Origin of the sequence: Thalassovita litoralis (genome assembly GCF_900182725.1) — a bacterium.
Lineage (GTDB): Bacteria > Pseudomonadota > Alphaproteobacteria > Rhodobacterales > Rhodobacteraceae > Thalassobius > Thalassobius litoralis.
Genome location: NZ_FXTO01000003.1, coordinates 81,331 through 99,357, shown reverse-complemented (window position 1 = coordinate 99,357; position 18,027 = coordinate 81,331). Strand labels below are relative to the sequence as shown.

Genomic DNA, 18,027 nt, shown 5'->3' with positions numbered 1-18,027 from the left:
CCCGGAGAGTTCCATGAGAAAACGTTCTAAAACCGCCGCGCTTGTGATTGTTGGGGCTGCGTCGTTCACACTGGCCGGATGCCGCGACGAAGCGGTTGACGCGCAGGCGTTCCCCGATCTGCAAAGCTGTCTGGATGCCTCTGGCGCTGGTAGCCTGTTTTCCGGCGAGGATTGCCGCACCGCCTTTGCCGAAGCGCAGGCGCTGAATGTGGAAACCGCGCCGCGATACGACAGTTTGGAAGTGTGCGAACAGCAATATGGCGAAGGTAATTGCGGGTCCGAAGCGCAGGCAACCACGGGCGGGTCCGGTAGTATTTTCATGCCGTTGCTGGCTGGATATTTGATCGGCAACATGCTGGGCGGTGGGCGTGGGGTGGCGGCACAGCCGTTGTATAAAACCCCGGACGGGCGCTTCACCAACCCCGCCGGAAACGCCACATATTCCAACAATACCGGCAAGGCGAAACTGGGATCGTCGGCCTTCAGCAAAGCCCCTACGACGGTCGGGAAACCGCCGATGACAAAGACCACGGCGTTTTCGCGCGGAGGGTTTGGAAACAGTAATACCCGCGCGTCAGGTGGATTTGGTGGGTTCGGCGGCTGATCTGCGCAACGCGCGATCAAGGGCAATGGCGGTTGGGCTGCTGATGCTGCCCGGCAATGACCATGCGGCGATGGGCGCGGGTGCCGGGGCAGAGGTGGCAAAAGGCGCGACCAAGGCACCGCTGTCCAGATGCGGGGCCACAAGCGCCCGCCGCGCGATCAACACACCCGCACCGGCCAGCGCCTCTTGGACCGCAAGCGCATAGAGCGAAAACACCGGGCCGCGCGGGGTAAAGGCGTGATCGGGCAGGGCGCGTTCGGCCCAAATTTCCCAATCCCCGGCCCATGTGGCATCGGTCAGGCAGGTCGCCGTCGCCAGATCGCGCGGGTGGTGCAGGTGGTGGGCCAGTTCCGGGGTGCAAACCGGCAGGATGTGATCATCACACAGCGGCGTTGCCCCGTTGTGGTTAGCGTAAAACAGGCACAGATCGAACGGCACCCGTTTCAGGTTCGGCGGGGTTTCCAGCGCGGTGATGGAGATTTCCATATCGGGCAGGGCCGCCCGCAACCCCGGCAGGCGTGGGGCCAGCCATAGCTGTGCCAACGCGGGCAGGGTGGCGATATGAACGCGCCCCGGTGTTGCCTCTTGCCGCAAGTGACGCATGGCTTCGGACATACCATCAAAGGCCGCAATGAACCCCGGTAAGGCCCGCGCTCCCAGCGATGTCAGCCGGACCCCCCGCGCGGATCGTTCAAACAGTGGGGCGCCCAGATCGTCCTCCAGCAGTTTGACCTGCGCGGAAATGGCGCCGGGCGTGACCTGTAATTCCTGCGCGGCTTGGGCAAAGCCCCCCAAACGCGCGGCGGCCTCGAATGCGCGCAGGGCATTCAGCGATGGCAGACGGGGAAAGGGCGGTGCAACGGGCATGGGGTTAGCCTTAGAATTTCTGACCCTAATATTTCTGAAATCTGATTTGTGTGCCAGCTTTTTCAGCCGCATCGTGATGGGGAACAGTATGGAGCTTTGACATGAGCGTTGCACAGACCCACCCTTGGTTGCCGCCGGTTGCAGTGGCACGGATAGATCAGATTCAGGCCGGGCTGCCCGGTGCGGATGCCGCCACCCTGACCGCGCGGATCGAAGCACTGGCTGCGGAAAACCGCCAGATTCACGAACAGGATTGTTTCAACCTGAACCCTGCCACCAACGTCATGAACCCCCGCGCCGAGGCGCTGTTGTGTTCCGGCATGGGGTCGCGTCCGTCGCTGGGCTATCCGGGCGATAAATACGAAATGGGTCTGGAAGCAATCGAACAGATCGAAGTGATCGCCGCCGCGCTGGCGTGCGAGGTGTTCAACGCCAAATACGCGGAAATCCGGGTTGGGTCTGGCGCATTGGCAAATCTGTACGCGTTCATGGCGACGACGAAACCGGGGGATGCCATCATTGCGCCGCCTGCTTCGGTTGCCGGGCATGTCACCCATCACGAGGCAGGATGCGCGGGGCTGTATGGGCTGCAAATCCACCGCGCCCCGGTGGATGCCGATGGCTATACCGTGGATCTGGACGGGCTGCGCGATATGGCGCGTCAGGTGCGGCCCAAGCTGATCACCATCGGCCAAAGCCTGAACTTGTTTGCGCATCCGGTAGCCGCCCTGCGCGATATTGCAGACGAGGTGGGCGCAAAGCTGCTGTTCGATGCGGCGCATCAATGCGGGATGATTGCGGGCGGCACATTCCCTGATCCGCTGGCCGAAGGCGCGCATCTGATGACGATGAGCACTTATAAATCGCTGGGCGGTCCGGCGGGCGGGCTGATCCTGACCAACGAACCCGATCTGGCGCAAAAGCTGGACGCCATTGCCTTTCCGGGGCTGACGGCCAATTTCGATGTGGCGAAGTCGGCGGCGCTGGCGGTGGGGTTGCTGGACTGGCGCGATTTTGGCGCGGCCTATGCGCAGCAGATGGTGGACACGTCCAAGGCGCTGGCCGGGGCGCTGGCCGAACAGGGCTTGCCGATTTTTGCCGCTGGGCGCGGGTTCACCGGGTCGCATCAATTTGCGATCGAAGCGGCGGGATTGGGCGGTGGTCAGGCCGCATCGAAAACCCTGCGGCGGGCGGGGATTCTGGCCTGTGGTATTGGCTTGCCCCTGCCCGAGGTGCCGGGGGATGTGAACGGGTTGCGATTGGGAACGCCCGAATTGGTGCGCTGGGGCATGACGCCCGCCGATATGCCGCGTCTGGCGGGGCTGATTGCGGCGGCGCTGCGGTCCAACGCCCCCGAAGCATTGGCCGCCGAGGTGGCAGACTGGCGACGCAGCTTTGACACGCTACATTATATTCACGGATAACAAGGGGGGCTTTGGCCCCCAATCCCCGTGCTGCGGCAGATCGGTCATTTGCAAAGGCGCGGGATTGATCTATGCACCGCTCCAACGATCATGACCAAATTGTAACGGACGGAGGGTCCATGTCAGTCTCGATGCTGTCCACATTCGTGAAGCCGATGCACCCGGAAGGGCGCAAATTTGTGGCGATTGCCGCCGCGATCACGCTGGCGCTGTTCTGGCTGTGGGAACCGCTGGGCTGGATCGGGGCGGGCCTGACGATCTGGGTTTACTATTTCTTCCGCGATCCCGAACGGGTGACGCCGAACCGCCCCGGCCTGATGGTTTCGCCTGCGGATGGGGTGATTTCGCTGCTGGAACCGGCGGTGCCGCCTGCTGAACTGGGCTTGGGCGATCAGCCGATGACCCGCGTGTCGGTGTTCATGTCTGTGTTCAACTGCCATGTGAACCGCCTGCCGCACGAAGGCACGATTACCACCGTGGCCTATCGTCCGGGCAAGTTCCTGAACGCGTCCCTGGATAAGGCGTCCGAGGATAACGAACGCAACGGGCTGACCGTGCAAATCGCGGATGGCCGTCAATATGGCGTGGTGCAGATTGCCGGTCTGGTGGCGCGGCGTATCCTGTGCTGGTCGCAAGAGGGGCAGACGTTGGGCCGGGGGGAACGGTTCGGGCTAATCCGGTTCGGATCGCGGCTGGACATCTATCTGCCCGAAGGGGTGCAGCCGCTGGTATCCATCGGCCAGACGATGATTGCCGGGGAAACCGTGCTGGCGGACCTGACCGCGACGACCGGGGTTATGGCCGGGGCTGACGAATGAAACTGCTGCCCCGCCCGGACAAAGACCGCGTGCCGTTCCTGCAATTGCTGCCCAATATGGTGACGTTGACGGGGATGTGTCTGGGGTTGACCTCGATCCAGTATGCGATGGATGAACGGTTCGGCTTTGCCGTGCTGCTGATCCTGTTGTCCGTGCTGATGGATGGGTTGGACGGGCTGTTGGCGCGGCGGCTCAGCGCGACCTCGAATTTCGGGGCCGAGCTGGATTCGCTGTCGGATTTCCTGTGCTTTGGGGTGGCTCCGGGGATTTTGGTGTATCAGTATCACCTGTCCACCCTGGGGTCGCTGGGGTGGATTTTCGTGCTGATCTTCGCGGCGTCCACCTGTTTGCGGCTGGCGCGGTTCAACGTGATGCGCGGCGATGGTCCCAGCACGCAGGAAGACGCGGATAAAGAAAAGGAAAAGCCCTATTTCGTAGGGGTGCCTGCGCCTGCGGGGGCGTTACTGTGCCTGTTGCCTGTGTTCGCCACACAAGCCGGGCTGATCAGCTTTGATCTGCCGTCGATCTGGACCGCGCTTTGGTTGGGTTTGGTCGGCTTGCTGATGGTGTCCAGCCTGCGGACGTTTTCACCTAAGGGACTGAATGTACCGCGTGGACTGGTGGCGATCATCATGTTTTCGCTGGTGATCGGAATCGGCCTGATTTTCACCCGCCCCTGGCTGTTACTGGTGATCATTGACCTGCTGTATCTGGTGCCGCTGCTGATTGGGGTGATCAAGGTACGCGGTCGGCTGTTTTCCTGAAACGTACAGAATCCGGATAGAACCCGGATAGGGCAATCGTTTGCGGTTGCCCTGATTTGCCGCATATGATGGTTTGGATGATGTGCGCGATCATTGTCTGAAACGTCCCAAGGGAAAGTCCCAAAGGTGATTTCGTATGACTGAATGGCTGAAAAAATGGCAGCCCGTAGGGGAATCGAACCCCTCTTTCCAGGTTGAAAACCTGGCGTCCTAACCGATAGACGAACGGGCCGCGCTTGGCGTGAGGCGTCTTCTAGGGAAAGCTGCGCAGTTCCGCAAGAGGAAAATGCGCGGAATTTTACGAAATCTTCATCATCTAGGCCGGGCTGGCAGGGGCGGCATCTTCGATCCGTAATTGTGGGGTTTGCCGACCGCCCCATGTGTTGATTTCCAGCCGCCCGGCCAGATGGAAGCGGGCACCATTGTGGCCTTCCAGCAAGGCGCCAAGCGGGCTGTCATAGGCCCCGAAACAAATCGCTTCGACCCGTGCGCCCAGCCCGTCGCCAAAGGTCAGCTTCAGATGGGATTCGCCGATCCGTTTGGTGAACTGGATCGCCACATCTGGAAAGGCAAAGCGCGGGGCAGGGGCACCCGCCCCGAATGGGCCTGCCTTTTCAATGTCTTCGATCAGATCGACCGTGGCCGCGCCGGGCATCAGGATGCCGTCCAGTTTCAAATCGGCTGGGCCGCTTGCGCCCGCGCCTTGTTTGGCCAGTAATTCGGACAGGCGGGCCATTGCGGCGTCCAACTGGTCGCGGGCCACGGTCAGCCCTGCCGCCATTTTATGACCACCGCCCTTGATCAGCAGACCTTCGGACGCCAGTCGTTGTATCGACGCCCCAAGGTCCACCCCTGTCACGGAACGGCCCGATCCCTTGCCTTCGTCGCCATCCAGCCCGATCACCACGGCGGGGCGGTTGGTGGCTTCTTTCAGACGAGAGGCGACGATACCGACAACGCCGGGGTGCCAGCCTTCGCCTGCCGCCCAGACCAGCGGCGCGTCCAGCCCACGGTCTTCGGCTTGGGCCACCGCGGCGGCGCGGACTTGATTCTCAATCTCGCGGCGTTCGCTGTTCAGGTGGTCCAACCGTTCGGCCATGGCCTGCGCTTCAAGCGGGTGCTGACAGGCCAGCAGGCGCGCGCCCAGATCGGCTTGACCGATCCGCCCACCTGCGTTGATGCGCGGCCCCAGCAGAAACCCAAGGTGATAGGTGTTCGGGGCCTGATCCATCCGCGACACATCGGCCAGCGCCACCAGACCGGGGCGGTCGCGGCGAGCCATGACCTTTAGCCCCTGACGGACCAGCGCGCGGTTGACGCCGATCAGGGGCGCGACATCGGCCACCGTGGCCAGCGCGACCAGATCCAGCAGCGTCATCAGATCGGGGCCTTGCGCCCCGTCGCTGCGCATTTGGCGGTTGGCTTCGACCAGCATCAGGAACACCACGGCGGCGGCGCACAGATGGGCCAGATCGCCGGTTTCGTCCTGTCGGTTGGGGTTCACCACGGCCACGCAATCGGGCAGGGTTTCACCGCCAAGGTGGTGATCCAGCACCACGACATCCGCGCCCTTGGCGGCGGCGATTGGGCCATGTGAAAGCGTACCGCAATCGACGCAGATGATCAGGTCGTGATCGCGGGCCAGCGCGGCCATAGCGGGTTCGTTGGGACCATAGCCTTCGTCGATGCGGTCGGGCACATATAGCGTGGCCTGTCGCCCCATACGGTTCAACCAGTCCAGCAGCAGCGCGGCGGACGATCCGCCATCCACGTCATAATCGGCAAAAACCGCGATTTTTTCGCGGTGCTTCACGGCCTGCAAAAACCGGGCGGCGGCGGCTTCCATGTCTTTCAGGCTACGAGGGTCGGGCAGCAGGTCGCGCAGTTGCGGTTCCAGAAAGCCCTGTGCTGCGGCTGGATCGACCCCGCGCCGCGCCAGCACATTGCACAGGGGCGCGGGCAGGCCGGTTTGCTGGGCCATTGCCTCGGCCAGCCGCGCCACCGCTGGATCAAGGCCGATCCAGCGCCGTCCGCTTGCCGAAGTTTCCACGTCCAGAAAGGCCATGCCGCCCCCTGTTCATTTTGCTACAAATACTCTGGCCGAAGGCTCTTGTCTTTGGCCCCCGGCGCTGTCCTCAGACGGTTTCGATCCGCAAGGCCACGGGCGCTTCTGTCACCACATCGGTTTTTTCGATTGCGGCCAGGGCGGCGTCCAGATCGGCCTTGGTGGTTTTATGCGTGACCAGCAACACCGGGGCGATATCGTCAACATGATCGTACTGACGCATCCGGTGGATTGAAACGCCTGCTTCGCCAAGGATCGAGGCGATTTTGGCCAGCGCCCCCGGTTTATCCCGCAGCGACATGCGCAGGTAATAGGGGGCGGGCAGGGCCGATTGCGCCCGTGGTGCGGCGGTCAGCGTGCCAGCAGGTTGCCCAAAGACCGGGTAGCGGTAGCCCCGCGCGATGTCGCAGATGTCGCCCAGCACTGCGCTGGCGGTGGGGCCTTCGCCCGCGCCTGCGCCGCGCAGCACGATTTGGCCAACGCTGTCGCCTTCGATCACCACCATGTTTGTGCCACCTTCCAACTGCCCCAGCGGGCTGTCGGCGGGGACAAGGCAGGGCGACATGCGCTGTTCCAGCCCGCGCCCGGTCATCTGGGCCACGCCCAGCAATTTGATCCGGTATCCCATATCGGCGGCGTGGCGGATGTCTTGCAGGGCGATGCGCTGGATGCCTTCCAGTTCTACGCCATCGAAATCCACCTGCGTACCAAAGGCCAGGGAGGACAACAGCGACAGTTTGTGACCGGCGTCAATGCCGCCCACGTCCAGATTGGGGTCTGCTTCCAGATAGCCCAGTTTGTTGGCTTCGTCGAACAGCGCCTCATATCCTTGGCCGGTGGCTTCCATCCGGGTCAGGATATAGTTGCAGGTGCCGTTCATCACGCCCATCACGCGGGTGATGCGGTTGCCTGCCAACCCTTCGGCCAGTGCCTTGATGACGGGGATGCCCCCGGCCACGGCGGCCTCGTACCGGATCACGCGGCCCGCGGCTTCGGCTTTTTCGGCCAGCATTTGCCCGTGCAGGGCCAGCAGCGCCTTGTTGGCGGTCACGACATCCTTGCCCGCATCCAGCGCAGCAGTGATAGAGGCCTTGGCCGGACCGTTCGATCCGCCCATCAGTTCGACATAGACATCCACATCGTCGCGTTTCGCCAGCGCGACAGGGTCATCTTCCCATCCATAGGCGGACAGATCGACACCGCGATCTTTGTTGCGGGACCGGGCGGAAATCGCGGTGATCGTGACAGTGCGCCCGGTGCGCATGGTCAGAAGGTCGGCTTGCTGCTGAATGATTTTCACGACACCGACGCCCACGGTGCCCAGCCCGGCAATGCCCAGACGCAAGGGTTGGCTCATCGAAGCCTCCTGACTCTTGTTTTAATTCAGGCGGGATGTATCGCCTAAGCGGGGACCATGCAACGCGGCAAATCACGATTTGTCCCCCCATTGCACAGATGCGATGGATTTTATGGTCGATCAGGGATTGGTCGCCTGCCGCATACGCTGCGCACGGGCGCGCAAGGCTGCGGCGCGGGCTTGCAGTTGCGGGTCTGTCTGGTCGGTGATGCGGGTTTCGGCGGTGCTGTTCAGCAGCGGGTCCAGTGGAACCAGCGCCGGATATGGCGCGGCCTTGGCGGCGGGGGTAACGTGATCGTCCAGTTCCGGCACCTGTGCGCAGCCCGCCGCTATCAGCAGGGCGTTCAGCAGCAAAACAGCAGGCAGGGCAGGGCGCATATCAAAGACCTTTGTCAGGGGTGGGTCTGTTTTGCCCTGAAACCGGGGTGGGGCGCAAGCGGCGCAACGGTCACATCACGGATAGCGCGACCGAGATAAGCAGCAACAGCGCAAAGGCGATATTGACGGCACGCGCCGCGCGGGGCGCACGTAGCACATGGGTCAGGGCTGCGCCGATGGTCAGCCATGCCAGATTCACCACCAGAATGACCGAAGCCACCAGCGCGGCTTTGCTCAGGGCGTCCTGAAGCGGCAGGTCGGGATACAGCATATGGCCGGAAAATAATGCGGCCATCGCGGCATAGGCCTTGGGGTTGGACAGGGATTGAAATACGCCCGCATACCAGCGGGGGGCTGCGGCGGTGGCTGAAGGTGCGCCCAGCGGCGGGGCGGTGGCGATTTTCCATGCAAGGTACAGAAAATAAACCGCAGCCAATACGGAAACGACCGGGCGCACACCGGGCAGGGCCAGCACAAGCCCGGACAGGCCCGATCCGACCAGCACAACCACCAGCATTACCCCCAGAGTCAGTCCCGCCAGATAGGCCATGCCGCGCGCGCGGCCAAAGGATGCCCCCACCGCCGCAAGGCTGAGCGTGTTAGGGCCGGGGCTGCCCGTCAGGGCAAAGGCAGAGATCACGAAAGAGAATACCGCATCCATGCCACAGCCTTTGCAGCGGGGGCGGGAACTGTCAACGCACGAGGTTGGGGTTTGTGATTGATTTGAACGTGTGTTCAGTTATGCTTGGCCAATGGCACGAACCGCTGGCTCTCATTCCGATATCACAGGCCCACGCGTCCTGAAAGCTGCGTTGCAGCTTTTTGCGCGGCATGGGTTTGCGGCTGTGTCCATGCGCCAGATCGCGGCGCAGGTGGGGGTGCAGGCGGGGGCGTTATATAACTATATCCCGGACAAGCAGACCCTGCTGTTTGATCTGATGCGCACCCACATGGAAGAATTGCTGTCCGCCTGGCAGGACGAGGCCGGGGCGGATACCGCCCCTGCGCGGCTGGAACGGTTTACCCGGTTTCACATCCGCTATCACCTTGAACGCCCGGACGAGGTGTTCGTGTCCTATATGGAACTGCGCAACCTGACCCCGGATAATTTCAGCGTGATCGAAGCCTTGCGCCGCCGCTACGAAGACCAGCTCGAGGCGATTTTGCGGGATGGGGCGCAGTCGGGGGATTTCGATGTGCCGGACCCAAAGGTGGCCACAATGGCGGTGATCGCGATGGTGACGGGGGTGACGACTTGGTATCGCACGGCAGGACGCCTGACCGTGGACGAGGTACAGGAAATCTACTGGCAGATGGTGCGCAAGGGGGTTTCCGCCTGAGCTTTGCGATTTCGCCCTCTCGTCAAGCGGGGCGTTTGGCGCTACATCCGGGCGAAACGCGCAGAGGAGACATCATGCAAAACGCAAAAACCCCGTATCTGGCCAGCGCCGCTGCCTCGGTTCCGCGCCGCTGGATGGGTGTGGGTATGTTGGCAGTTCTGGGCGGCCTGCTGCTGTATGTGGCGCTGTCGACGCCGCCGGATAACATGCTGTGGCAGGTGTTCCTGATCGTGCTGGGGCTGGCGTCGCTGGGGCTGGCGGAAAAGATGCGCCGCGCGACCGAGCTATCAATTTACCTAACTGACGCGGGGCTGCATGACAGCGCGGGCGAGGTGATCGCCCCCCTGGAACAGATCGCCCGGATCGAACGCGGCACGTTTGCGTTCAAGCCATCGCACGGGTTCACAGTGCAATTGACCACGCCGCAGCCGCGCCGCTGGAAGCCGGGGATTTGGTGGCGGATGGGACGTAAGGTTGGGATTGGCGGGGTGATGCCCGGTGGACAAACCAAATTCATGGCGGAAATGTTGCAGGCCATGCTGGCGGAACGCGATTAGATCAAAAAAACCGCACGTTATGAAAACGTGCGGTTTTTTGTATGTGGGGTCGGTCAGCTTTGCCAGCGTAGCAATGGTGCAAAACGGGGGCTGGTAAAGACAAAATTATACATGTCCCGTTCGGCCAGACCTACTTTGAACGGCGGTGTGTAATGCGCCCATGTTTCGACCAAGATCAGACGCTCATTATCCGACATGACCGGCAGTTTCGAGCTAAGCGACTGTAAATCGGCATTTGTCAGTTCCGCGATGCCGCCGCCCCGGACCTCGGACCAGTCGCGGGTATAGGCTTCGTCTTCTTCATCCCATTGCAGCACGGTGACGCGAATGCGGGACTGGGTCGAGGCTTTGGTCAGGTAGTCGAACAGCGATTTCATACCGTCCAGATATTCGGTGTCCACGGCATTGGTTTCGCGCGACAGCATATCCCCAACCATATAGGCGGCTTTCACGTTGATACTGTGCTGACGGTAGGCGTCAAAGAACACGAAAGACGCCAGAAAGACCCAAAACAGCACAGGCAAGGCAATCACGGCTTCGATGGCAACAGTGCCGCGCGTGTCGTCGCGGAAACGGCGCAACTGGCGGGAAAGAATAGATTTGACTGACATCACATCGGCTCCTGAACAAAGGCGGAGGTTGCGATCAGAGCGGCCATACCTGCGCCATCCTTGCTAAGTTTTTTCCCCAGACCGGCCCCCGGAAAGACCGGGGAAAATTTGGCACAGGCCCGCAACAGCATCAGATCGTTTTCCATACCGTTCACAAAGTTACGAACGGGCTGCACGTCTTGGGAACGGTCAACGCAGTCAAATTCCGCGTCCGGCAGTGTCCATGCACGTGGGTCGACCTGTACCATTTCCAGCCGCAGGTTTTTTTCACAATCCGGAATGACGGGCGCGCGTTCGCAGACGCGGGTCTTGATTTCGTCGTGTTGGGGGGCTGCCCCGGTTTCCAGACGGATTTCCCGAACCGTCAGATCCAGCGCCCGTTCCAGCATGGTTTCCCGCATGGTGATTAGCGACAGTTCAAACATGGACAGCATAAGCCCCAGAAAGAACGGAAAGACGATCACGAATTCAACGGTGGCTGTGCCAGTTTCTTCGCGCAGAAGATGGTGGGGAAGGGTAAACAATTTTCTCATTGAACCAGCCTCAGTTTACGGATCGACGCGGCGATCGAGGAAAAGGCATCTTCGATTTCCAACCCGTTCACGTCGAAATAGTGACCGTCGGAGGACGCGCAGTCTGCCAGCACTTTCTGGCCATTGCGGGGCGCTTCAAATCCGATGGTGTAGACGATGATGCCTTCGTCCTTGGCGGCGTCGCAGATATGTTTGGTGCGCTGGTCCTTGACTGTGCCGTTCACAGTGCTGAAGGCGGCAGTGTACCAAGTGGCCCATGCGTTGCTCATGTCGGCATAGTTGTAGGTGGCATTCCAGGCCAGCGAAACGCGGTCCCACAATTCCTGAAAGGTCAGGCGAATGGCCGTACCGGGTTCTTCGACGTCTTCACAGGTGGTCGTGCTGCCGCCACCCCACCACCAGTTATTCTTATCCCGGCTTTTCTGGCCATAGCTGGTGGAGCATTCTTCGTAGGTGCCGTTCCCATAGGGGTGATCGTGCCAGTCATCCGTATGCGGCCAGTAATAGCTTGTATCGGAATTAGAGGAGTTTGAGGTTCCCGACGACTGGTAGACCGAATATTTGTCTTCCAATACGTTGTAGTAGACCGGGGACAGACCCGTCCGCAGCGACGGATTCAGCAAATACTGCGTGGTGTTTTGGCCGTCTGTCATCAGAACGATGATTTTCATCATGCTGCTGGTATAGGCGACGGGGCGTGCCGTGAATACGCTATCCACGACGCCATCGGATACCAGATCATTGACCACGCGGTTAAAGCTGGGGTCCAGCATCATAGTACCCCATTTCATCCCGATATCGATCGACGTGTTCCCCTTGGCGATCAGGTTGTCGATATAGGTCTGCAATTCCGTCAAGTCGTTCGACAGGGGCAGGATGTCCCGCGACGTCTCGACGGGGCAAACGGGGTGGTCAATCGGGTCTTCGCTATAGGTGAAAGGGTCAAAATGCGCGGTGCGTTCCAGCAAACCTTCGTCATGCAGGCCGGGTTTGCTGAATTCATCGGCGATGAAGTTGACGCAATCGGAATAGCTGTGTTCTGACGACACGTTCAGGTGTTGCATGATGTCGGGACCGGCGCTGACCTGCGTGGCATAGGGAATGACCGAGATGGATACGTTTCCGGTTTCCGCCGAATTCAGGATGGTTTCCACGAATTCCTTGGCCGCAGGTTTCAGGCGTGACAGGCGCGAGTTGCTGTTCATTGATCCCGACACGTCCAGAACCAGCGAAATTTCCAGCCCGTCGATGCTTTCCATTGCGGTGCCTTGGGCCTTGGCCGTCAGAGTTTTGACCCCCATCAGTTTCAGGAAAAACGTGTTGAAGGTCGTTTCCGCAGTCGCATTCACGCGTTTGGAGCCAAGCCCGCTTTCTACATTCACGCCGGTCAGATACTGGGCCATGCCCGCCTTGGAGAAGTAGTCGCTTACGACCTCTTCGGCGCCAAGTTGCTGATCCAGGTCGGCGGCAGCCAGAACGGCACGGTCCAATGTGTTTTGCAATCGGGACCGATCCATTTCAAATCGCATGACGTCAATGCCGATCCCGCCAATCATCAGCATGGTGATCAACATCAGCATGGCGAAGGCGATCATGACCCCATCCTCTTCTTTTCGGAAGCGGTGCAGATGGTTGGTGATCTGCTGACCAATCCTTCTGACCCGCACGGGGCGCGGCGAAGGGGCGGACGGGGTATTTTTCTTCGAACACATGACTAGGTCCCACATACTTTCTGTCTGCGCATTGGACGCAGGGAACTGACGACTCAGAATCCATCGGGATTATGTTTGGCGGGGTATGATGGCTGAAATAAGGCGTGAAGCGGGCATTCCGTGGCAGGTGTCTTTGGTATTTAATTCAATGTATTGTCGGCTGTTGTTATTGGTTTTGAATGGGGTATCAATCCGTGGGGCCGGGCGCTGGTTTTGATGCCCCGCACCCTAAGAGGGGAATTGTTCTGGGCTGCTCACCCTATGGGATCGCGCAAGGGGCGCTGCCCGAATCATCTGACCCGCAACGCTGACCAAGATGACCCCGGTCGGGGCGGGGAGGTCAGAATGCGCAGCCGACCCTTGCGAAAAACGGGGCGGGCTGTCATCTAGGCGGGGTCTGATCTGCTATCCGGGGGTGCCTATGTTTCGTGCTTTGATACTGACCGTCTTGTCTGTTTTCGCCGTGCCTGCCTTGGCCGAAACCAAGGAGCAGAAAGCGGATCGCTGTGCCATTCAGGCCGGGATTGTCGAAGCGGCGATTTCGCACCGTACTGAGGGGCGCAATCAGAACCGGGCAACCAAGAAAATCCTGAAGTCGGACCCGATCAAAGGCAGCAAATACGAAGCGAATGTCGATGTGCTGGTGGCGTGGATTTATTCCCTGCCGGACGCGCAGCTGGTGCCTGAAACCGTCAGCACGTTTGAAACGGCCTGTCTGGATTATCAGTGATCTCGTTGATGCAGCGCCGTTTGCACCTGCGCGTTTGGGGCGTATAGTCGGGCCATGAGTCTGCCACCCGGATTTTTGGATGAACTGCGCAGCCGCACCAGCCTGACTCAGGTGGTGGGGCGCAAAGTCATGTGGGACACGCGCAAATCCAATCAGGGCAAGGGCGACATGTGGGCGCCATGCCCGTTCCATCAGGAAAAATCCGCGTCCTTCCATGTGGATGACCGCAAGGGGTTTTATTACTGCTTCGGCTGCCATGCCAAAGGGGATGCGATTTCCTTTGTGCAGGAAACCGAAAATGTCGGCTTCATGGAAGCAATCGAGATTTTGGCCCGCGAAGCCGGGATGACCCTGCCCAAGGCCGATCCTCGCGCCCAGCAAAAAGCCGACCGCCGGGCGCAACTGGCTGAAGTGATGGAACAGGCGGTGCAGTTCTTCCGCCTGCAACTGAAACGCGCCGTGGCCGAGGACGCGCGGGCCTATCTGGATCGGCGCGGGCTAAGCGTGGCAACGCAGGACAGGTTCGAGATCGGGTTTGCGCCGGATGGCTGGCAGGCGCTGTGGGATCATCTGACCGGCAAGGGTGTGGCCGAGGATTTGATTCTTGGGGCCGGACTGGCGAAGCCGTCGAACAAGGGCAAACGCCCTTATGACGTGTTTCGCAACCGGATCATGTTCCCGATCCGCGACCCGCGCGGGCGGTGTATTGCTTTTGGCGGGCGGGCGATGGACCCGAATGACAATGCGAAATATCTGAACTCGCCCGAAACGGAATTGTTCGACAAGGGCCACAGCCTGTATAATCACGGTCCCGCACGCGAAGCCGCCGGAAAGGGCAAGCCGCTTTTGGTGGCCGAAGGGTATATGGATGTCATCGCCCTGTCCGAGGCCGGGTTTGGCGCGACAGTCGCGCCCTTGGGGACTGCAATCACCGAAAGCCAGCTACAGATGTTGTGGCGTATATCGGATGAACCGATGATTGCGCTGGATGGGGATACTGCGGGCCTGCGGGCGGCAATGCGGGTGATTGATCTGGCGCTGCCGCTGCTGGAGGCTGGTAAATCGCTGCGGTTTGCATTGATGCCCGAAGGCATGGACCCCGATGATCTGATCCGCCAAAAGGGCGCGGGGGCGGTACAGCAAGTGCTGGATGATGCGATCCCGATGGTGAACCTGCTGTGGCGGCGCGAAACCGAAGGGCGGATATTCGACAGCCCCGAACGCCGGGCCGCGCTGGACAAGGCGCTGCGCGAAAAGATCAAGCTGATCCGCGACCCGTCCATCCGGGCGCATTACGGGCTGGCGATCAAGGATTTGCGCTGGGATTTGTTCAGCCAATCGCGCCGGAAAAATCCGGGGCAGGGCAGTGCCGCGCGGCGCGAATGGCGACCGGGGTTCAAGCCGGAACCTGTGCCAGTGTCCAGTACGCGCCAGTCCATGCTGGTGGCGGCCGGGGATGATGTACAGGAACGCGTGCGCGAGGCGGTCATTCTGGCGACATTGATCCGGTCCCCTGAACTGGCGCTGGAATTCGAGGCCGAGGTCGAGGCGATGCACTGTATCGACCCCGATCATGCGCTGATCCGCGATCTGGTGCTGGGGAACGCCCATCTGGGGGCGCTGGACGATCTGGAAGAACGGATTTCAATGGATTTGGGACCGGGGGGGCTTGAAAGCTTGTTCGCGCTGCCCCATGTCGCCATTGCCCCCTCGATCCGCCGGGCGGGCGATCTGGAGGCGGCGCGGATGACCGTGACCGAAGAATTGGCGAAGCTGCGCGCGTATAGGGGGCTGAGCGCAGAAATCGCAGAGGCCGAAGAAGAGCTGTCCGGTGTTGCCGACGAGGCGGTGACGTGGCGCTTGCATCAGGCCGCTGAAACCCGAAACCGCGCCCTGCGCAGCGAAAACGAGGACAGGGCGGAATACGATGTTGGTACGAACGGCGCGCGAATCAATCGGGATGAACGCGCAGCGCTGGACGCGCTATTGGGTAAAATTTCCTTCTCGAAAGGTAAGGGATAGACGTTTCGGGCAGGAAATGAGCAATAAAACGGGTTAGACGGGTGGCCGAATCGGACAGACACGCTATTGATTCGTTTTAGCGAATCACCCGACGACCTGAATTAACTGCAAGAATTCGCACCGTGCAGGAGACTTACATGGCCGCAAAAGAAAACGAAGACGTAAAATCGGACGATCAGGAAACCGAGGTTTCTTTGGATATGAGCCAAGCTGCGGTCAAAAAGATGATCGCAGAGGCACGCGAGCGCGGCTACATCACCTATGACCAGCTCAACCAAGTGCTGCCGCCCGATCAGGTGTCTTCGGAACAAATCGAAGACGTGATGTCGATGCTGTCCGAAATGGGCATCAACGTGATCGAAGATGACGAGGTCGAGGAAGAAGAGGCCAAATCGACCGCTGTTGTCGATGTGTCCTCGAACAAGGGCGAAGTGGCCCTGTCTTCGGGTGGGACCGAAAAGCTGGACCGGACCGACGATCCGGTGCGGATGTACCTGCGCGAAATGGGCAGCGTTGAACTGCTGAGCCGCGAAGGCGAAATTGCTATCGCCAAGCGGATCGAGGCCGGGCGCAACACCATGATCGCGGGCCTGTGCGAAAGCCCGCTGACCTTTCAGGCGATTACCATCTGGCGCGATGAACTTCTGTCCGAGGATATTCTGCTGCGCGATGTGATTGATCTGGAGGCCACGTTTGGCAACCAGATGGACGGTGATGACGATGACGCCCCCGTTGTTGGGGAAGCCGCCAATGTATCCGCTGCGCCGAAGAAAGAAGCCGGGGACCAGCAAGAGCTGGACGCCGATGGCAATCCGATCCGTTCCGACGACGACGACGACGATGACGAACAGGCCAACATGTCGCTGGCCGCGATGGAAGCGGCGCTGAAGCCCAAGGTTCTGGAAACGCTGAACCGCATTGCCTATGATTTTGAAACCCTGTCGGAAATGCAGGACAGCCGGATCTCGGCCACGCTGAACGAAGACGGATCGTTCAGCGATCAGGACGAGGCAATGTATCAGAAGCTGCGGTCTGAAATCGTGCTTCTGGTGAATGAACTGCACCTGCATAACAACCGGATCGAGGCGCTGATTGACCAGTTGTACGGCATCAACAAGCGCGTGATGCAAATCGACGGGGCGATGGTGAAACTGGCCGATCAGGCCCGTATCAACCGCCGTGAATTCGTTGACGAATACCGTGGCCGCGAACTGGACCCGAACTGGCTGGATGACATGTCCCAGAAAACGGGGCGCGGCTGGCAAATGCTGATGGAACGGTCGACCGACAAGATCGAAGAATTGCGCAACGATATGGCACAGGTCGGTCAGTATGTTGGTCTGGATATCAGCGAATTCCGCCGCATCGTGTCTCAGGTCCAGAAGGGCGAAAAAGAGGCGCGTCAGGCCAAGAAGGAAATGGTCGAGGCCAACCTGCGTCTGGTGATTTCCATCGCCAAGAAATACACCAACCGCGGCCTGCAATTCCTTGATCTTATTCAGGAAGGTAACATCGGCCTGATGAAGGCGGTGGATAAGTTCGAATATCGCCGGGGGTACAAGTTCAGCACCTACGCGACATGGTGGATCCGTCAGGCGATTACGCGGTCCATCGCGGATCAGGCCCGCACGATCCGTATTCCGGTTCACATGATCGAAACCATCAACAAACTGGTGCGTACTGGCCGCCAGATGTTGCATGAAATCGGCCGCGAACCCACGCCCGAGGAACTGGCCGAAAAGCTGCAAATGCCGCTGGAAAAGGTCCGCAAGGTGATGAAAATCGCCAAGGAACCGATCTCGCTGGAAACCCCGATTGGCGATGAAGAAGACAGCCAACTGGGCGATTTCATCGAGGATAAGAACGCGGTTCTGCCGCTGGACAGCGCCATTCAGGAAAACCTGAAGGAAACCACCACCCGCGTTCTGGCCAGCCTGACCCCGCGCGAGGAACGTGTTTTGCGGATGCGTTTCGGCATCGGCATGAACACCGATCACACGCTGGAAGAAGTGGGTCAGCAGTTCAGCGTGACCCGCGAACGTATCCGCCAGATCGAGGCCAAGGCCTTGCGGAAACTAAAACACCCCAGTCGGTCGCGCAAGCTGCGCAGCTTTCTGGATCAATAAGAAAAGCGCCCCCGGTTCGGGGGCGTTTTTAGTATCGCACATATCTGTGACTGTGCTGGTACTATGATCACCGGGGTTTTGTATTATATTGCTGTGTGATCGGTTCAGTCGACGGGGGA

General features: G+C 60.3%; 17 protein-coding genes and 1 tRNA gene. 9 read left to right on the top strand and 9 right to left on the bottom strand.

Annotation, left to right across the window (positions count from 1 at the left end; genetic code table 11):
- The first annotated feature begins 13 nt into the window (after window positions 1-13).
- Window positions 14-604, top strand: coding sequence for a DUF1190 domain-containing protein (locus FN828_RS04200; protein WP_142492143.1), 591 nt, complete (start codon window positions 14-16; stop codon window positions 602-604).
- Here FN828_RS04200 and FN828_RS04195 read toward each other — a convergent pair.
- The gene (locus FN828_RS04195) at window positions 575-1,471 is read right to left on the bottom strand and encodes a LysR family transcriptional regulator (protein ID WP_142492142.1); all 897 of its coding nucleotides are present in this window, start codon (window positions 1,469-1,471) and stop codon (window positions 575-577) included. The two genes, FN828_RS04200 and FN828_RS04195, sit on opposite strands and share 30 nt — an antisense overlap.
- A 101-nt stretch (window positions 1,472-1,572) precedes the next feature.
- On the opposite strand from FN828_RS04195, the gene FN828_RS04190 reads away from it, so the two are divergent.
- The 3 genes from FN828_RS04190 to pssA all read left to right on the top strand — a co-directional run bounded on the left by FN828_RS04190 (window position 1,573) and on the right by pssA (window position 4,477).
- Window positions 1,573-2,895, top strand: coding sequence for a serine hydroxymethyltransferase (locus tag FN828_RS04190; RefSeq protein ID WP_142492141.1), 1,323 nt, complete (start codon window positions 1,573-1,575; stop codon window positions 2,893-2,895).
- 119 nt (window positions 2,896-3,014) lie between these two features.
- Window positions 3,015-3,713 carry a phosphatidylserine decarboxylase gene (locus FN828_RS04185; protein WP_142492140.1) on the top strand — a complete coding sequence of 233 codons (699 nt, stop codon included), beginning with the start codon at window positions 3,015-3,017 and terminating at the stop codon, window positions 3,711-3,713.
- Window positions 3,710-4,477, top strand: a complete 768-nt coding sequence (gene pssA, locus FN828_RS04180; RefSeq protein WP_142492139.1) for a CDP-diacylglycerol--serine O-phosphatidyltransferase — start codon at window positions 3,710-3,712, stop codon at window positions 4,475-4,477. Before FN828_RS04185 ends, pssA begins: the two co-directional genes overlap by 4 nt.
- A 157-nt stretch (window positions 4,478-4,634) precedes the next feature.
- Here pssA and FN828_RS04175 read toward each other — a convergent pair.
- The 5 genes from FN828_RS04175 to FN828_RS04155 form a co-directional block, all read right to left on the bottom strand.
- Window positions 4,635-4,709: transfer RNA gene (locus FN828_RS04175), tRNA-Glu, on the bottom strand.
- An 84-nt stretch (window positions 4,710-4,793) separates the two neighbouring features.
- Complete coding sequence (gene recJ, locus FN828_RS04170) at window positions 4,794-6,542, bottom strand: single-stranded-DNA-specific exonuclease RecJ (protein WP_142492138.1); 1,749 nt, start codon at window positions 6,540-6,542, stop codon at window positions 4,794-4,796.
- Between the two features lie 70 nt (window positions 6,543-6,612).
- Window positions 6,613-7,899 carry a homoserine dehydrogenase gene (locus FN828_RS04165; RefSeq protein WP_142492137.1) on the bottom strand — a complete coding sequence of 429 codons (1,287 nt, stop codon included), beginning with the start codon at window positions 7,897-7,899 and terminating at the stop codon, window positions 6,613-6,615.
- A gap of 120 nt (window positions 7,900-8,019) precedes the next feature.
- The gene (locus tag FN828_RS04160) at window positions 8,020-8,277 is read right to left on the bottom strand and encodes a hypothetical protein (RefSeq protein WP_142492136.1); all 258 of its coding nucleotides are present in this window, start codon (window positions 8,275-8,277) and stop codon (window positions 8,020-8,022) included.
- Between the two features lie 70 nt (window positions 8,278-8,347).
- Entirely contained in the window at window positions 8,348-8,938 is a 591-nt protein-coding gene (locus FN828_RS04155; RefSeq protein WP_142492135.1) for a LysE family translocator, read from the bottom strand.
- 91 nt (window positions 8,939-9,029) lie between these two features.
- On the opposite strand from FN828_RS04155, the gene FN828_RS04150 reads away from it, so the two are divergent.
- Both FN828_RS04150 and FN828_RS04145 read left to right on the top strand, forming a co-directional pair.
- Window positions 9,030-9,617: a TetR/AcrR family transcriptional regulator gene (locus FN828_RS04150; RefSeq protein ID WP_142492134.1), complete on the top strand. Its 588-nt coding sequence runs from the start codon at window positions 9,030-9,032 to the stop codon at window positions 9,615-9,617.
- 74 nt (window positions 9,618-9,691) lie between these two features.
- Entirely contained in the window at window positions 9,692-10,174 is a 483-nt protein-coding gene (locus FN828_RS04145; protein WP_142492133.1) for a hypothetical protein, read from the top strand.
- A gap of 53 nt (window positions 10,175-10,227) precedes the next feature.
- Here the strand turns inward: FN828_RS04145 and FN828_RS04140 are convergent, their stop codons facing one another.
- Genes FN828_RS04140 through FN828_RS04130 form a run of 3 tightly spaced genes read right to left on the bottom strand, consistent with a single transcriptional unit; the run spans window position 10,228 to window position 12,913 of the window.
- Window positions 10,228-10,785 (bottom strand): TadE/TadG family type IV pilus assembly protein, encoded by a 558-nt coding sequence (locus tag FN828_RS04140; protein ID WP_142492132.1) that lies wholly within the window; start codon window positions 10,783-10,785, stop codon window positions 10,228-10,230.
- On the bottom strand, window positions 10,785-11,318 hold the full coding sequence (locus FN828_RS04135; RefSeq protein WP_142492131.1) for a TadE/TadG family type IV pilus assembly protein: 534 nt from the start codon (window positions 11,316-11,318) through the stop codon (window positions 10,785-10,787). Before FN828_RS04135 ends, FN828_RS04140 begins: the two co-directional genes overlap by 1 nt.
- Entirely contained in the window at window positions 11,315-12,913 is a 1,599-nt protein-coding gene (locus FN828_RS04130) for a TadE/TadG family type IV pilus assembly protein (RefSeq protein ID WP_235891394.1), read from the bottom strand. The genes FN828_RS04135 and FN828_RS04130 overlap by 4 nt, the downstream gene beginning before the upstream one ends.
- Window positions 12,914-13,451: 538 nt before the next feature.
- Between FN828_RS04130 and FN828_RS04125 the strand changes: the two genes are divergently transcribed.
- From FN828_RS04125 to rpoD, 3 genes are all read left to right on the top strand, one after another.
- Complete coding sequence (locus FN828_RS04125; protein ID WP_142492129.1) at window positions 13,452-13,760, top strand: hypothetical protein; 309 nt, start codon at window positions 13,452-13,454, stop codon at window positions 13,758-13,760.
- Between the two features lie 54 nt (window positions 13,761-13,814).
- Complete coding sequence (gene dnaG / locus FN828_RS04120) at window positions 13,815-15,782, top strand: DNA primase (RefSeq protein WP_142492128.1); 1,968 nt, start codon at window positions 13,815-13,817, stop codon at window positions 15,780-15,782.
- Window positions 15,783-15,919: 137 nt separating this feature from the next.
- Window positions 15,920-17,908 (top strand): RNA polymerase sigma factor RpoD, encoded by a 1,989-nt coding sequence (gene rpoD / locus FN828_RS04115; protein WP_142492127.1) that lies wholly within the window; start codon window positions 15,920-15,922, stop codon window positions 17,906-17,908.
- The last annotated feature ends 119 nt before the right edge of the window (window positions 17,909-18,027 follow it).

Bases quoted from the DNA above. Each gene is read 5' to 3' on its own strand.
- FN828_RS04145 (WP_142492133.1), top strand. From the start codon at position 9,692: ATGCAAAACGCAAAAACCCCGTATCTGGCCAGCGCCGCTGCCTCGGTT.
- FN828_RS04130 (WP_235891394.1), bottom strand. From the start codon at position 12,913: ATGATCGCCTTCGCCATGCTGATGTTGATCACCATGCTGATGATTGGC.
- FN828_RS04135 (WP_142492131.1), bottom strand. From the start codon at position 11,318: ATGAGAAAATTGTTTACCCTTCCCCACCATCTTCTGCGCGAAGAAACT.
- FN828_RS04125 (WP_142492129.1), top strand. From the start codon at position 13,452: ATGTTTCGTGCTTTGATACTGACCGTCTTGTCTGTTTTCGCCGTGCCT.
- FN828_RS04150 (WP_142492134.1), top strand. From the start codon at position 9,030: ATGGCACGAACCGCTGGCTCTCATTCCGATATCACAGGCCCACGCGTC.
- FN828_RS04195 (WP_142492142.1), bottom strand. From the start codon at position 1,471: ATGCCCGTTGCACCGCCCTTTCCCCGTCTGCCATCGCTGAATGCCCTG.
- dnaG (WP_142492128.1), top strand. From the start codon at position 13,815: ATGAGTCTGCCACCCGGATTTTTGGATGAACTGCGCAGCCGCACCAGC.
- rpoD (WP_142492127.1), top strand. From the start codon at position 15,920: ATGGCCGCAAAAGAAAACGAAGACGTAAAATCGGACGATCAGGAAACC.
- FN828_RS04165 (WP_142492137.1), bottom strand. From the start codon at position 7,899: ATGAGCCAACCCTTGCGTCTGGGCATTGCCGGGCTGGGCACCGTGGGC.
- FN828_RS04185 (WP_142492140.1), top strand. From the start codon at position 3,015: ATGTCAGTCTCGATGCTGTCCACATTCGTGAAGCCGATGCACCCGGAA.
- FN828_RS04160 (WP_142492136.1), bottom strand. From the start codon at position 8,277: ATGCGCCCTGCCCTGCCTGCTGTTTTGCTGCTGAACGCCCTGCTGATA.
- pssA (WP_142492139.1), top strand. From the start codon at position 3,710: ATGAAACTGCTGCCCCGCCCGGACAAAGACCGCGTGCCGTTCCTGCAA.
- FN828_RS04155 (WP_142492135.1), bottom strand. From the start codon at position 8,938: ATGGATGCGGTATTCTCTTTCGTGATCTCTGCCTTTGCCCTGACGGGC.
- FN828_RS04190 (WP_142492141.1), top strand. From the start codon at position 1,573: ATGAGCGTTGCACAGACCCACCCTTGGTTGCCGCCGGTTGCAGTGGCA.
- FN828_RS04140 (WP_142492132.1), bottom strand. From the start codon at position 10,785: ATGTCAGTCAAATCTATTCTTTCCCGCCAGTTGCGCCGTTTCCGCGAC.
- FN828_RS04200 (WP_142492143.1), top strand. From the start codon at position 14: ATGAGAAAACGTTCTAAAACCGCCGCGCTTGTGATTGTTGGGGCTGCG.
- recJ (WP_142492138.1), bottom strand. From the start codon at position 6,542: ATGGCCTTTCTGGACGTGGAAACTTCGGCAAGCGGACGGCGCTGGATC.